We start from the raw sequence: 14,369 nt of genomic DNA, 5'->3' as shown, positions 1-14,369 counted from the left end.
CAAAAATGGCAGGAAGATTTGAAGGAAGAGTTGCGTTTGTCACTGGCGGAAGCCGTGGAATCGGCAAAGGGATTGTCGAGTATTTTGCAGAAGAAGGAGCTCGTGTTGCTCTTATCGACTTAAATGAAGAGGCATTAAGCGAAACAGCAAGCGAACTAAAAGAAAAAGGCTATGAAGTCTACGCTAAGGTTGCGAATGTCGTTGACCCTGAGCAGGTTGAGACTGCAGTAAAAGAGGTTCATGATGCTTTTGGCCGCATTGATATTCTTGTCAACAATGCTGGAGTAATCCGCGATAACCTATTATTCAAAATGACAGATGCCGATTGGCAAACGGTCATGGATGTGCACTTAAAAGGTTCTTTTAATGCCGCACGTGCTGCCCAAAAATACATGGTTGAGCAAAAATATGGCCGGATTATCAATATCTCTTCAACTTCTGCACTAGGCAACCGCGGTCAGGCAAACTATGCAGCAGCAAAAGCAGGCCTTCAGGGCTTTACGAAAACTCTTGCACTTGAACTAGGGCGTTATGGAATCACAGCAAACTCGGTTGCTCCTGGATTTATCGAAACGGATATGACAAAAGCAACGGCTGAAAGAATTGGAATTTCCTTTGAACAGATGATTCAAGGAAGTGTAGCGAATATTCCTGTCGGCAGAAGCGGTAAACCAGCGGATATTGCAAACGCAGTAGCGTTCTTTGCAGATGAGAAATCAGGTTTTGTTAACGGCCAGGTTATTTATGTTGCCGGCGGACCAAAATGTTAATTTAGGGGTGAGCTAAATTGTTCAAAGATCAAATTGGCAAGCGATCTAATAAAGTGAAAAATGCCGTAGAAAGAGGGGCCGTTAAGAAATTTGCTGAAGCCATTGGCGATTTGCATCCTATCTATTTTGATGAGGATGCAGGCAGACTCTCACGTTATCAAAAGAACATTGCCCCGCCAACCTTCCCAAGGGTATTTGAATATGGGGTGATTGAAGGCTTACACCTGCCTAATATAGGCTTGATTCATGGAGAGCAGTCTTTCCATTATGAGCGCCCATTATTTGTAGGTGAGGAAATTTATTGTTATTCTCAGGTGAAAAATTACTTTGAGAAAAAAGGGAACTTTGGAGAAATGGGCTTCCTGGTAATGGAAAACTGTGGTGAGGATTCAGAAGGAAATGTAATTTTCACTTCTAGTTCCACTGTAGTCATATCTGAAGCTGTAAGGAAGGTGTTGGCGAAATGAGTTCACTTACTCAATTGCAAACCGGTGATTCCTTAAAGGAAATCCAGTTATCACCCGTTTCCAGGATAGCCTTGATTAAATATGCAGGTGCTTCTGGAGATTTTAATCCAATCCATACTATTGACGAAGAAGCAACAAAAGCAAGCCTGCCGGGAATCATTGCCCACGGCATGTGGACGATGGGAAATCTGGCCAAACTGTTTACAGAGTATTATGAAGAAGGCTTCGTCAAGGATTACTCAATCCGTTTTAAAGGCATGGTTTTCTTAAATGACGTGATTACATTAAAGGCTTCTTTAAAGGATAAGGAAGATAATCAGCTTCGCTTCGATGTCCAGGCTGTGAACCAGCAAGGGAAGGATGTAATAAAAGGCGAAGTAGTATACCAGCTTTACTAACATGAGAGACAGAATTGCAGATTGAAGGACTAGACCCGGCACGAAAGATGGACTCCCCTCTGAATGCTGGGTTTATTGTTATCGGTTGTTGGTTGGGGCTCCAATCAGCATCAAAGTTTAATTTAAAAAGGGATGATTAATATGACGGTCAAATTAAAATTAAGTTATAAGCCGCCGGTATTTTCCTCAGTCGAAGAGGAACGCCAGCACTTAAAACAGAAATTGGCTGCTGCCTTCCGCTTATTTTCAAAATTTGGATTTGACGAAGGTGTTGCAGGACATATTACCGCACGCGATCCTGAACTGAAGGATCACTTCTGGGTAAACCCGTTCGGCATGCATTTCAGCCAAATCAGCGCTTCTGACTTAATTCTCTGCAATCATAAAGGGGAAGTTGTCGAAGGAAATTATCCGGTAAACCGGGCCGCATTCGCTATTCATTCGCAGGTCCATGCTGCAAGGCCGGATATTATTGCAGCTGCCCATGCCCATTCAGTCTATGGGAAGTCATGGTCTTCGCTGGGACGCCTTCTTGATCCAATCACACAGGATGCATGTGCATTTTATCAGGATCATTCCTTGTTTGATGATTTCACTGGAGTTGTTCATGAAATTGAAGAAGGCAGACGGATTGGCCAAGCGCTTGGTGATAAGAAAGCCTGTATCCTAAGAAACCATGGTCTTTTAACGGTCGGAAGATCCGTTGACGAGGCTGCCTGGTGGTTTATTACGATGGAGCGCTCCTGTCAGGCACAGCTTCTTGCTGAGGCAGTTGGTAAACCAGTAATTATTGATAATGAAAGTGCTAGCAATACCTATAATACTGTCGGTACTTCCAGTGCGGGATGGTTCCAGTTCCAGCCATTATGGAATCGGATTGTCAAGGAACAACCGGATTTATTAGATTAATCATGTTCTCTGAAGGGGGAAGTAAATTCCTTTCAGAGCCATACATATGGAATATGCAGGGGGAAGCAGCATGAAAATTGGCGTGGCCGGTACAGGTGCGGTCGGTGGTTATTTTGGCGGCCTTTTAAAAAAGGCGGGTAATGAGGTCATTTTTTTAGCGCGGGGAAACAATCTCGAAAGAATGAGGGAAAATGGGCTGACCATTGAAAGCGATTCCGAATCCTTCACAGTGGATGCAACGTTTACCGATTGTTATGAGGACTTTATGGATGTAGACCTGCTGTTGTTTTGTGTTAAGTCAACAAGCACAATGGATATGGCTGAGAGGTTTACCCATGTATTAAAGGAATCATGCATGATTATGACTCTCCAAAATGGGGTAGATAATGAAGAATTTCTCGCTTCCATATTTGGCAGCGATCGGATCTTATCTGCTGCTGCTTATATTCAGGCAGGTGTGACGGAATCAGGAACCGTTAAACAAATCGGTGTCCCGCCAAAGCTGGTATTTGGAGCTTTAGAGGAAGATTTACAGGAAAGACTCAGTGTAATTCAAGAGCTATTTAACATTGCTAATATTGAAGCCTATCCAACTCGTGACATTTTAAAAATCAAGTGGAAAAAATTGCTTTGGAATGTCACCTTTAACCCATTGACAGCCTTAATAGAAGCGAAGGTTGGGGCTATTTATGAGGACAAGGGATTAAAAGAAACGGCGATAAAAATCTGTCAGGAAGCTATTGCTGTTGCAAGAGCAGCAGGGGTTGAAATCGAGGAAGACCAGTATGAAACAGTGATGATGCAAGGGCAGTTTGCCCAAGGTCACCAAACCTCGATGCTGCAGGATAAGCATAAAGGGAAACCGCTGGAACTGGACTCTATTGCCGGTTATATCGTGAAAAAAGGAAAAGAATTAGGGGTAGAAACCCCAGTCCTCAATACTATTTATCATCTTTTAAACTTTCAAACGAGGAACGATTGAGTAATAAATGTGCTAAGAGAGGTGTTCGGAATTGCAAATACAACACAAACGTCCTTGGCTTGGCCACTATCCTGAAACTGCGGTATCTTCCATTGAATTTCCGGAAATGAGCCTTTACACATTTTTGGATCATACAGCTGAGAAATACCCTGAGAATACGGCCATTATTTATGAAAATGAAAAGCTGACCTACCATGACTTGAAGGATAAGGTTGACCGGCTGGCAGGTGCTTGGAAAGAGCTTGGCGCAGCAAAAGGAGATCGGCTGGGGTTGATGGTCGGAAATCACCCTATATATGTTGTATCCTATTATGCAGCCCTGAAGCTTGGGATGATTGTCGTGCAAATCAATCCGCACTATACATCAAGGGAACTGCTTGAAATATTCAATGATTCTGAAACCGCTTATTTGGTAGCTGAGCCGGATGGTCTCGAGAAAATTGCGAAGATTTCCGAAATTTATTCATTTAAGCAGATATTTTCTACAGGTGATTCGCAAACCAATGACATTCCAACTATTTCGGAATTGATTGAAAAAGCCGTTCCTCTACAGGAAACATGTTCAATTTCAGCTAAGAAGGACATTGCAGTAATTCAATATACCGGAGGAACAACCGGTAAAAAGAAAGGCGCCATGCTGACGCATTTTAACTTGAGCGCGAATGTGTTGCAGAGCAAGGTTCTTTATGGAAGTACAATGGTATACGGACAGGAAATCATTTTGACCGCAACCCCGCTTTACCATGTTTACGGAATGACGAGCGGCATCAACCTGCCGATTTACCTTGGGGCAGCCATTCTATTAGTAAACCGTTTTGAGCTTGAGAAGGTTCTAAGGCTCATTCAAACTTACAGGCCTACTTTCTTCCCGGGTGTTCCAAAAATGTATAATGCTTTTGCCAATTACCCGGAAATTGATCAATATGATTTAACCTGCTTTAAGGTCTGTACAAGCGGGTCGGCTCCATTGCCGATTGAAATTATGAAAAAATTGAAAGACTTGACGGGAGTGCCGATTGGGGAAGGTTATGGACTATCAGAAACTTCTCCTACGACCCATCGGAATCCGCCTGATGGCGTTAGCAAAATAGGCAGCATCGGGATTCCATTGCCAGCAACGGACTGCCGGATTGTTGACGAAAATGGTGTGGATGTACCGGAAAAGACAATCGGCGAGCTCTTAATTAAGGGGCCGCAGGTCATGCTTGGATACTGGAATAAACCAGAAGAAACAGCACAAGCACTAAAGGATGGCTGGCTCTATACAGGTGACTTGGCAACGATGGATGATGAGGGATACTTTTATATCGTCGGACGAAAAAAAGAAATGGTGATTGTCGGGGGATTTAATGTATATCCCCAGGAGGTTGAAGGGGTTTTATATGAACATCCCGCTGTACTAGAAGCAGCTGTAGTCGGAATTCCGGATAAGGTAGCCGGCGAAATCGTCAAGGCCTATATTGTTCCAAAAGCCGGTAGAGAAATTGATATTCAAGAATTAAAGGAACATTGCTACCAAAACCTGACCCGCTACAAAGTACCGAAACAATTTGAAATAAGAGAATCCCTGCCTCGAAACACAGTAGGAAAGCTCTTAAAAAGAATCCTTGTAGAAGAAGAAACAAAAAAGGCTTAAAGCATAACGGAGGGATTTAGTCATGAACTTTGAACTGGATGAAGATATTCTTTTTTTAAAAAAGAATGTAAGAGAATTTATTCAAACCGAAGTCGAAGCGGTTGCGATGCAAATTGAAGAGGAGAACCAAATTCCGGAAAGAATTATCAATATGTCAAAAGAGATGGGGCTTTTCGGTTTAAGTATTCCTGAGGAATACGGCGGGCTTGGAATTGGCATGGTCGGCAAATGTGCCCTATACGAGGAAATCGGCCAGACGCACAATGGCTATACCACGTTAATTGGCGCCCATACAGGTATCGGTTCGGTCGGGATTGTTGAAATGGGAAATGAGCAGCAAAAGCGTAAGTACTTGCCGGAAATGGCAAGCGGTGAAAAAATTGGCGCATTTGCCTTAACCGAACCTGAAGCGGGGTCCAATGCTGCTAACTTGAAAACAACGGCTGTTCGTAAGGGCGATAAATATATTCTAAACGGCTTGAAGCATTATATTACCAATGCTACTGAGGCCAGCGTGTTCACTGTGATGGCTGTGACCGACCCATCTAAAGGGGCCAAGGGCATCACCTCGTTCATTGTTGAAAAGGATTCCCCCGGCTTCAGGGTGGGGGCCGTTGAGAAAAAAATGGGCTTAAGAGGGTCTCATTCAGCAGAATTGATTTTTGAAGATTGCGAGGTTCCAGTGGAAAATGTGCTTGGTGAAGAAGGGCAGGGCTATATGAATGCCTTGAAAATTCTTGCCAACGGACGTGCTGGTTTGGCTTCCCGGAATTTGGGCTCCTGCCAAAAGCTTCTCGATATGTCAACGCGATATGCGCTTGAGAGAATTCAATTTGGCAAACCAATCATCAGGAATCAGGCAGTCAGTCATATGCTTTCCGAGATGGCCGTAGATATCGAAGCATTGCGGTCGTTTACGTATCGCGTTGCCTGGATGGTTGATCAGGGAATGAAGGTCATCAAGGAAGCAGCGATGCTGAAGCTATACGGTTCCGAGGTATACAATCGTGTTGCTGATAAGGCCGTTCAGATCCATGGAGGAATTGGGTATATTGCAGACTATCCGATTGAACGCTTTTATCGTGATGCGCGGATCACAAGAATCTATGAAGGAACTTCAGAGATTCAGAAAAACATTATTGCTGCGCAGTTAGAGAAGGAATACAGCTAAACTATTAATCTAGGGAAAGGGTGATTTAGAATGCAAAATGATATTGTCATTTTAAGTGCAGTAAGAACACCAGTTGGGAGATATGGCGGCACATTAAAAAGCCTTAATTCCGGGCAGTTGGCAGCGGTTGCGATTAAAGAGGCTATTGATCGCGCCGGTATTAAGCCTGAGCAAGTAGATGAAGTGATTTTAGGAGAGGTTAGACAAACGACAGAATCCTCCAATGTAGCCAGAGTCGCTGCGCTTCGGGCTGGGGTTCCGGAAACAGCGCCGGCATTTACGATTAACCGTTTGTGTGCATCAGGAATGCAGGCAGTTGCTTCAGGGGCGCAGCAAATCGCATTTGGGCATGCAGACATTGTAGTTGCTGGGGGAACTGAAAGCCTCAGCAATGCTCCTATTTACCTAAGAAACTCCCGTTTTGGCGGTGACAATCCAAAGCTGGTTGATTCCAATGCCGAGGCCGGCCAACAGCCTCAGGAGACATACGGCAGCGGGCTTGGAATGGGGATAACGGCGGAAAATGTCGCTGAAAGATTTTCGATTTCCCGCGAGGACCAAGATGCCTTTGCGCTAGAAAGCCAGCGCAGGGCAGCTGCCGCCATCAGTGAGAAACGCTTTGCGGACGAGATTGTCCCTGTAGAAGTTAAAGGGAAAAAAGGATCCGTTTGGTTTACAGAGGACGAACATCCAAGACCTGATACAACCATCGAGGCATTAAGCCGCCTAAAGCCGGCGTTTAAACAAAATGGCACGGTTACGGCTGGTAATGCCTGCGGGCGGAATGACGGGGCAGCTGCGCTTGTATTAACATCATGCAGCCATGCCGAGAAATTAGGCTTAAAACCGATGGCGCGAATTGTCGATTGGACTGCTGTTGGAGTATCACCTGAAGTTATGGGTATCGGCCCGGTTCCTGCAGTGAAAAAACTCCTTGAACGTACAGGCTTAACGCTTGACGAGATAAGTTTAATCGAACTGAATGAAGCGTTCGCTTCGCAATCACTTGCTGTTATTCGTGAGTTAAACTTAGATCCGTCCCGAGTGAATGTCAATGGTGGTGCGATTGCTTTGGGCCATCCGCTTGGTGCCACGGGTGCGAAGATTATGACGACTCTGATTTATGAATTGAAACGCCGTGGTGAAAAATACGGAATTGCCACCCTTTGCGTTGGCGGTGGCCAAGGAATGGCAATCCTAGTTGAAGCAGTTAATCAATAGGAAAGGGCAGTAAATGTGAAATTACCAGTGACGAGATCGACATTTTTTGAATACTTGGGTTTTAACAGTACTAAAACCGACACGTTTCACCTTGATTTGCCGCTTCAGGCTATTTTGCTGCAGGATGACGGCACTGTCCATCCTGGCGTTTTTTCCACAATGCTGGATATTTCTATGGGGGCGACTGCCTCCCTGGAAACAAATTCGTTTGCAACGACAATTCACCTTAACGTGTCCTTTTTTGACCTTAGCCCGAAAGAAAACTATCATGCAAAAACAAATATAGTGAATATCGAGGGAAAAGTCATAACAGCTGAGGGAATCGTTTACGGGCAGGATGGTGCTGTTGCTGCCAAGGCAATAGGCATGTTTAAGGCAAGTCCAATTAAACAATGAAGAAATTGAAAGGTGGTGATAGGGTGCCCCGACTGGATTGGGAGATATATGAAATGATAGAAAGAAATCCATTTTTCAAGCATATCGGATTTGAACTCGTAAATTCCTCAGAGGAAGAGATTTTGCTGAAGCTTTCAATAAAAACCGACCTGCTAAATACGAATAAAACCCTGCATGGAGGAGTTCACGCCTCGATGCTTGATACGGTGCAATCAATCGCTCTCCGTTCCCTATATCAATGCCCGGTTACAGCTATGAATCTGGATGTTCACTATTTTGCTCCAGCAAATACCGGTCATCTTTTTGCAAGGGCTAAACTTCTCCAAAAGGGCTATAAAATGGCTGTGCTGGAAGCGGAAATTATTGACGAGAATACAACATTAATTGCCAAAGGAACCGGTACCTATAAGATAGTTAGAAATGCATAGAGAAGAAATTTCTAAATATTATTTTTTAAAAAAATTTCGACTAAAAATAGTAGATTAATATAGGAATTTCTTTCGTTGCATGTCCTTGCTAATCTAATAAAAGTCAATTAAATTACGGTAATTTATAGTAATCAGAAAGCGCAATGGAAAAAATACATCGAAAAATATGTTTCTACTATATTAATGAGAAAATTGTCGAAAATATCGAATTGAATATTCGAAAAATTTTTAATAATATTAGGTTATTCGACATACCAACTAGTTAGTATGTAGAAAAAAGAGGAGTGGTAAGGATGAATTTTAGTTATTCCGATAAGGTAGTAGAATTGCAAAAAAAGCTTACTGAATTTATGGAAGAGTATATTTATCCAAATGAACAGCTCTATCATGATCAAATTGATAAAAACGATCCATTTTCAAATATTCCGCCGATCATGGAAGAATTAAAAGAAAAGGCAAAGCAGGCTGGTTTATGGAACTTATTTTTACCAGAGAGTGAATATGGTGCCGGTTTAACGAACCTCGAATATGCACCGCTTTGCGAAATCATGGGACGTGTCCATTTTGCGCCAGAAGTGTTTAACTGTGCTGCGCCTGATACCGGAAATATGGAAGTATTGGTCCGTTACGGGACTGAAGAAGATAAAGAAAAATGGCTGAAGCCGTTATTAAATGGCGAAATTCGCTCCTGTTTCTCAATGACAGAGCCGGACGTTGCATCATCAGATGCTACCAATATTCAAGCAAGTATTGTCCGTGATGGCGATGAATACGTCATCAATGGAACAAAATGGTGGTCATCGGGTGCTGGAGACCCTCGCTGTAAGATTGCAATTGTAATGGGTAAAAATGATCCTACTGCACCAAAGCATGAGCAGCAATCGATGATTCTAGTACCGCTCGATTCTCCTGGAGTCACAATCAAACGAGTTACAACTGTATTTGGTTATGACCATGCACCGCATGGACATGCCGAAATTGAATACAACAATGTTCGTGTACCGGCTTCAAATATGCTTTGGGGCGAAGGTAAAGGCTTCGCAATCGCGCAGGGACGTCTTGGACCTGGAAGAATTCATCACTGCATGAGAACCATCGGTGCAGCTGAACGTGCACTTGAGCTTCTATGCAAACGCGTTCAGGAACGGACAGCATTCGGTAAAAAAATTGCCGAGCAAGGCGTAGTTCAAGAATGGATTGCCGAAGCGAGAATCGATATCGAGCAGGCCCGTTTACTTACATTGAAAGCTGCCTACATGATGGATACGGTTGGAAATAAAGAAGCAAAAGGCGAAATCGCCATGATTAAAGTGGTTGCCCCTAACATGGCATTAAAGGTAATTGACCGTGCCATTCAGGCATTTGGTGCTGCCGGTGTAAGCCAGGACACTCCTCTTGCTGCAAGCTGGGCCAATATCCGTACACTAAGATTAGCTGATGGTCCGGATGAAGTGCATAAGCGCGCGATTGCCCGCTACGAATTGAAAAAATACCGTTAATCGTATTAGGAGGAAAAAATAGATGCATGTTAAAGAGCTTTTTGATTTAACAGGTAAAGTTGCCATTGTAACAGGCGGCGGCCGAGGACTTGGCCAGCAAATTGCCGAAGGCTTTGCGGAGGCAGGCGCCAATGTAGTAGTCTGTTCCCGTAAACTTGAGGCCTGTGAGGAAGTAAGTGAAGGCTTAAAAAAGATTGGAGTCGAGAGTCTAGCACTAAAATGTGATGTCTCCAATCCTGAAGATGTTAGAAACGTTGTCGAACGAACAATGGAAAAATTCGGACGCATTGACATTCTCGTCAACAACAGCGGTGCATCTTGGGGAGCACCTGTCGAGGAAATGCCGCTTGAGGCTTGGAATAAGGTAATGAATACGAATGTTACCGGAACCTTCTTAATGTCCCAGGCAGTCGGAAGAGTGATGATTGAACAAAAGGGCGGCAAAATCATTAATATTGCTTCTGTCGCTGGGCTGCAGGGATCGAACCCAAAATACATGAATGCGATTGGCTATAATGCCAGCAAAGGGGCAGTTATTACCTTCACAAAGGATTTAGCTGTGAAATGGGGCCATCATGGTATTTATGTTAATGCAATTGCACCGGGATTCTTCCCAACAAAAATGTCAAAAGGGCTGCTTGATGCTGGCGGTGAGGCCATCTTAGAAGGCACTCCATTACGTAAGTTTGGGACTGACACAGATATGAAAGGTGTAGCATTGTTCCTGGCATCACGAGCTTCGGACTTTGTAACCGGGGAAATCGTTGTTGTAGACGGCGGCTCACATGTAATGTAAGAAATTAAAAGATCGTAATTATAAAAAAGCAGGAGGGGATTTGCTTAATGAAAAGAGATGCTGTCATTGTTTCGGCAGTTAGAACTGCCATTGGCAGACAGGGAGGGGCACTAGCGAGCGTTCCAGCACATGTTTTTGGAGCTGAAGTAATTAAAGAAGCAGTTAAAAGGGCAAATATCACGCCTGATATGATAGACGACGTTTTTTTGGGAAATGTTTTATCAGGCGGTGGAAATATTGCGAGATTAACTGCATTGCAGACGGGACTATCCATCGAAATTCCTGGCGTGACAGTCGATAGGCAGTGTGGATCTGGAATTAATGCTATTAATCTAGCGGCCCAGGCAATTAAAGCTGGGGATGGAGATATCTATATTGCCGGCGGGACAGAAAGCATGAGCCGTGCTCCTTACTTGATGGACCGGCCGGAAAAACCGTATGGTGCGAATCCTCCAAGTTTCCGGAAATCGCAGCTCTCTCCTAAAGAAATAGGCGATCCGCCAATGGGGATTACGGCCGAAAATCTCGTGAAAAAATACAATATTACGCGGGAAGAGCAGGACGCATTTGCACTCCAAAGCCAGCAGCGGATGAAAGTTGCCATGGAAGAAGGACGCTTTGATGAGCAAATCGTTCCTATCGCCATACCTGTTAAAAAAGGTGAGCCGATTGTTTTTATTAGTGATGAGCATCCAAGGCCGGAAACGACCATTGAGGGTTTGGCAAAGCTTCCGCCAGCATTCCTCCAGGATGGAACAGTCACAGCAGGCAGCAGCTCAGGCCTAAACGATGCTGCATCGGCCCTAGTTATCATGTCACGGGAAAAAGCAGAGGAATTAAATTTAACTCCACTAGCAGTTATCCGTCACTATGCAGTCGCTGGTGTTGACCCGAATATCATGGGAATCGGCCCAGTTCCGGCTGTTAGAAAGGTTCTCGAAAAATCAGGATTATCCATAGAAGACATGGACTTAATCGAAATCAATGAAGCTTTTGCCGCTCAAGTAATCGCTTGCAACCGCGAGCTTGAAATGAATATGGAAAAAGTCAATGTTAACGGAGGGGCCATCGCCCATGGTCACCCGCTGGGAGCAACAGGTGCCATCCTCGTCACCAAAGCCTGCTACGAACTAAAACGCACCGGCGGAAGATATGCCCTTATCACCGCCTGCATTGGCGGCGGCCAAGGAATCGCAACAATCATCGAGAGCGAATAAAAACAAGGTACTGACTGTCGTGGTACTCATCGGTGTCAGGCACCCAACTTGACCAAACACCTTATTTAAAGGGAAAAAGTCAATCTTGGTGTCAGACGCCACCTACCACTACAGCGGCACTTTAGTTTTAATGCTGAAAGGATAAACCGATGAAGCGAAAGATAATGGAGACGGGGATTTTACTATTCGATAAAAATGGGTTTAAGTCAACCTCAGTACAGGATATTGTCCAGGAACTGGGTGTAACGAAGGGTACGTTTTATTATTATTTCAGTAGTAAAGAGGAATTGTTAAAGGAAATTCACCTGTTGTATATTGAGTCAATAATCAAACAGCAGGAAGAAATCATGAATAATCCTTTCTATGATTTTGCCAAAAAGCTGCATGAGATTATCCTAATGCAGATTAGCACCATTAGAATCGAACTGAGAAGTGCTCGAATATTTACCAGAGAAATGCGGCATTTAAGCAGAGATAATTTCCTGGAAATCAAGGAAAAACGAAGCGCATTTCGTCATAATGTCCAAAAATTAATTGAAGAAGGTATTACACAAGGAATCCTCCAAAAGGGCCGTGCCGATATAATAACAATGGCTATCCTTGGCATGACCAACTGGAGCTATTATTGGTTCAGCCCGGAGGGAGAAGTCCCTGAAGAAAAGGTTGCGGATATCTTTCTTGACCTTATTTTAAACGGAATTAGCAATGATAGCGTTTACACACCTAACATCTAGCATTCTTGCAAAAAGGAGAGATCGAGATTGTTAACTCTTCATTATCAACATTGGCCAAATATCCCAAAATCATTGAATGTCCCTGCCACTTCACTCTATGACAATCTAAGAGTCAGTGCAAGCCGTTATCCTGACCAGGATGCTATCTTCTACTATGGGAATAAATTGACTTACCAGCAATTAGATGAAGAAGTAAATGCCCTGGCCGGATACTTAGAGCATGAGTTAGGCGTAAAAAAAGGGGACAAAGTCCTGCTCTTTATGCAAAATTCCCCGCAATTTGTGATTGGTTTCTACGCCATTCTAAGGGCCAATGCTGTTGTAGTTCCAATTAACCCAATGCTAGTTGCGGATGAATTGGAATTTTACATTCGCGACTGCGGAATTAAAACAGCAATTGCCGGACAAGAACTCTTAGACCGAGTGCAGCCTCTGTTAGGAAAAACCTCCTTGGAGCACCTGCTCCTTGCAGCCTATTCAGATTATATAGGTGAAGGATTTGAAAAAATGCTTCCAAAAGAGGTGGAGGCACAAAGATTAGTGGTGAACAATCCTAATCATTACAACTGGGTTGATGCGATTCAGGCAAATCTCACTCCATCGGAACATACGGCAAAAGGTGATGATTTGGCTGTTATGCCCTACACATCAGGGACAACAGGTCTTCCAAAAGGTTGTATGCATACTAACCGGTCAGTCAATGCGAATACTGTAGGCTGCTACCACTGGTCCTCTACAACACCAAATGCTATCCATCTAATGACCTTGCCGCTTTTCCATGTGACGGGTATGGTGCACAGCATGCACATGCCAATTTTCAGCGGCAGTATGATGGTTATTATGACGAGGTGGAATCGGGATGCGGCAGTGGAACTAATAAAGAGCCTGGGCTGCACACATTGGGTCACGATCGCCACTATGATTGTCGATTTTCTTGCTAATCCAAATCTGAAGGTGGAGGACATAGCTTCCTTAACCTATCTTGCTGGTGGAGGAGCAGCTCTTCCAGAAGCGGTCGGTGAAAAATTATTTAACCTGACGGGATTGCGATTTGTCGAAGGTTATGGACTATCAGAAACGATTGCTCAGACCCATTTCAATCCGCCGAATCGACCAAAAATGCAGTGTCTTGGAATCCCTTCCTATGATGTCGATGCTAGAATTATTGAGCCGTCAACTGGAAAGGAACTTGGTGTCGGTGAAGTCGGTGAAATTATTGTCAATGGACCGCAGGTAATGGTTGGCTACTATAACCGCGATGACGAAAACCGGGAAGCATATCTTGAGATTGAGGGGAAAAGGTTTTTCCGTACTGGGGATATTGGCCGTTTTGATGAAGATGGATACTTCTTTATGGTCGATCGTGTTAAACGCATGATTAATGCCTCCGGATTCAAGGTATGGCCAACTGAAGTCGAGTCATACCTTTACAAACACCCTGCTATTCAGCAAGCCTGTGTCGTGGGCGTACCTGACCCTAGAAGAGGGGAAACCGTTAAAGCTTTTGTCATCTTAAATGAAGGGTATGAAGGCAAAGTCAGCGAGGATGAAATTATCGAGTGGTCTAAGCATCATATGGCTGCCTATAAATATCCAAGATTGATTGAGTTCAGAGAGGTGTTTCCTATGACCTCCAGCGGCAAAATTCTCTGGCGCACCCTTCAGGAGGAAGAAAATGAAAAGGTTCAGAATCAGGTTATTTAAACGTTTATGATCAAGAGGGCCAACCATAGTGATGGCCCCTC

General features: G+C 43.9%; 15 protein-coding genes. All 15 read left to right on the top strand.

What is annotated here, in order from left to right; translation table 11 throughout:
- Positions 1 to 5: 5 nt before the first annotated feature.
- The 15 genes from KHA99_RS03060 to KHA99_RS02990 all read left to right on the top strand — a co-directional run bounded on the left by KHA99_RS03060 (position 6) and on the right by KHA99_RS02990 (position 14,328).
- Positions 6 to 770 (top strand): beta-ketoacyl-ACP reductase, encoded by a 765-nt coding sequence (locus tag KHA99_RS03060; protein WP_213115951.1) that lies wholly within the window; start codon positions 6 to 8, stop codon positions 768 to 770.
- A 17-nt stretch (positions 771 to 787) separates the two neighbouring features.
- Entirely contained in the window at positions 788 to 1,237 is a 450-nt protein-coding gene (locus tag KHA99_RS03055) for a MaoC family dehydratase N-terminal domain-containing protein (protein ID WP_213115950.1), read from the top strand.
- Positions 1,234 to 1,635 (top strand): MaoC/PaaZ C-terminal domain-containing protein, encoded by a 402-nt coding sequence (locus tag KHA99_RS03050; protein ID WP_213115949.1) that lies wholly within the window; start codon positions 1,234 to 1,236, stop codon positions 1,633 to 1,635. The genes KHA99_RS03055 and KHA99_RS03050 overlap by 4 nt, the downstream gene beginning before the upstream one ends.
- Positions 1,636 to 1,776: 141 nt before the next feature.
- Entirely contained in the window at positions 1,777 to 2,544 is a 768-nt protein-coding gene (locus KHA99_RS03045; protein ID WP_213115948.1) for a class II aldolase/adducin family protein, read from the top strand.
- 70 nt (positions 2,545 to 2,614) lie between these two features.
- The gene (locus tag KHA99_RS03040; protein ID WP_213115947.1) at positions 2,615 to 3,526 is read left to right on the top strand and encodes a ketopantoate reductase family protein; all 912 of its coding nucleotides are present in this window, start codon (positions 2,615 to 2,617) and stop codon (positions 3,524 to 3,526) included.
- A 31-nt stretch (positions 3,527 to 3,557) separates the two neighbouring features.
- Positions 3,558 to 5,162 (top strand): long-chain-fatty-acid--CoA ligase, encoded by a 1,605-nt coding sequence (locus tag KHA99_RS03035; protein ID WP_249366407.1) that lies wholly within the window; start codon positions 3,558 to 3,560, stop codon positions 5,160 to 5,162.
- Positions 5,163 to 5,184: 22 nt separating this feature from the next.
- Complete coding sequence (locus KHA99_RS03030; RefSeq protein ID WP_213115946.1) at positions 5,185 to 6,333, top strand: acyl-CoA dehydrogenase family protein; 1,149 nt, start codon at positions 5,185 to 5,187, stop codon at positions 6,331 to 6,333.
- A 30-nt stretch (positions 6,334 to 6,363) separates the two neighbouring features.
- Positions 6,364 to 7,554, top strand: a complete 1,191-nt coding sequence (locus KHA99_RS03025; RefSeq protein ID WP_213115945.1) for a thiolase family protein — start codon at positions 6,364 to 6,366, stop codon at positions 7,552 to 7,554.
- A gap of 15 nt (positions 7,555 to 7,569) precedes the next feature.
- On the top strand, positions 7,570 to 7,950 hold the full coding sequence (locus KHA99_RS30635; RefSeq protein WP_213115944.1) for a PaaI family thioesterase: 381 nt from the start codon (positions 7,570 to 7,572) through the stop codon (positions 7,948 to 7,950).
- Between the two features lie 53 nt (positions 7,951 to 8,003).
- Positions 8,004 to 8,378: a PaaI family thioesterase gene (locus tag KHA99_RS03015; RefSeq protein WP_213115943.1), complete on the top strand. Its 375-nt coding sequence runs from the start codon at positions 8,004 to 8,006 to the stop codon at positions 8,376 to 8,378.
- A gap of 293 nt (positions 8,379 to 8,671) precedes the next feature.
- Complete coding sequence (locus tag KHA99_RS03010) at positions 8,672 to 9,877, top strand: acyl-CoA dehydrogenase (protein WP_213115942.1); 1,206 nt, start codon at positions 8,672 to 8,674, stop codon at positions 9,875 to 9,877.
- A gap of 22 nt (positions 9,878 to 9,899) precedes the next feature.
- Positions 9,900 to 10,673, top strand: coding sequence for an SDR family oxidoreductase (locus KHA99_RS03005; protein ID WP_213115941.1), 774 nt, complete (start codon positions 9,900 to 9,902; stop codon positions 10,671 to 10,673).
- 47 nt (positions 10,674 to 10,720) lie between these two features.
- A complete protein-coding gene (locus tag KHA99_RS03000) occupies positions 10,721 to 11,890 on the top strand; it encodes a thiolase family protein (RefSeq protein WP_213115940.1) in 1,170 nt (389 codons plus the stop codon).
- 149 nt (positions 11,891 to 12,039) lie between these two features.
- Entirely contained in the window at positions 12,040 to 12,624 is a 585-nt protein-coding gene (locus tag KHA99_RS02995) for a TetR/AcrR family transcriptional regulator (RefSeq protein WP_213115939.1), read from the top strand.
- Positions 12,625 to 12,651: 27 nt separating this feature from the next.
- Positions 12,652 to 14,328 carry a long-chain fatty acid--CoA ligase gene (locus KHA99_RS02990; RefSeq protein ID WP_213115938.1) on the top strand — a complete coding sequence of 559 codons (1,677 nt, stop codon included), beginning with the start codon at positions 12,652 to 12,654 and terminating at the stop codon, positions 14,326 to 14,328.
- Positions 14,329 to 14,369: the final 41 nt, after the last annotated feature.

The organism is Neobacillus rhizophilus, assembly GCF_018343535.1.
Taxonomy (GTDB): domain Bacteria; phylum Bacillota; class Bacilli; order Bacillales; family Cytobacillaceae; genus Neobacillus; species Neobacillus rhizophilus.
The sequence above is the reverse complement of the archived record's forward strand: the minus strand, read 5'-3'. Positions and strand labels throughout refer to the sequence as shown.

Excerpts from the sequence above, each read along its gene's own strand:
- KHA99_RS02995 (WP_213115939.1), top strand. The coding sequence starts at position 12,040 with ATGAAGCGAAAGATAATGGAGACGGGGATTTTACTATTCGATAAAAAT.
- KHA99_RS03030 (WP_213115946.1), top strand. The coding sequence starts at position 5,185 with ATGAACTTTGAACTGGATGAAGATATTCTTTTTTTAAAAAAGAATGTA.
- KHA99_RS03000 (WP_213115940.1), top strand. The coding sequence starts at position 10,721 with ATGAAAAGAGATGCTGTCATTGTTTCGGCAGTTAGAACTGCCATTGGC.
- KHA99_RS03025 (WP_213115945.1), top strand. The coding sequence starts at position 6,364 with ATGCAAAATGATATTGTCATTTTAAGTGCAGTAAGAACACCAGTTGGG.
- KHA99_RS03045 (WP_213115948.1), top strand. The coding sequence starts at position 1,777 with ATGACGGTCAAATTAAAATTAAGTTATAAGCCGCCGGTATTTTCCTCA.
- KHA99_RS03005 (WP_213115941.1), top strand. The coding sequence starts at position 9,900 with ATGCATGTTAAAGAGCTTTTTGATTTAACAGGTAAAGTTGCCATTGTA.
- KHA99_RS03015 (WP_213115943.1), top strand. The coding sequence starts at position 8,004 with ATGATAGAAAGAAATCCATTTTTCAAGCATATCGGATTTGAACTCGTA.
- KHA99_RS03050 (WP_213115949.1), top strand. The coding sequence starts at position 1,234 with ATGAGTTCACTTACTCAATTGCAAACCGGTGATTCCTTAAAGGAAATC.
- KHA99_RS03010 (WP_213115942.1), top strand. The coding sequence starts at position 8,672 with ATGAATTTTAGTTATTCCGATAAGGTAGTAGAATTGCAAAAAAAGCTT.
- KHA99_RS03060 (WP_213115951.1), top strand. The coding sequence starts at position 6 with ATGGCAGGAAGATTTGAAGGAAGAGTTGCGTTTGTCACTGGCGGAAGC.
- KHA99_RS03040 (WP_213115947.1), top strand. The coding sequence starts at position 2,615 with ATGAAAATTGGCGTGGCCGGTACAGGTGCGGTCGGTGGTTATTTTGGC.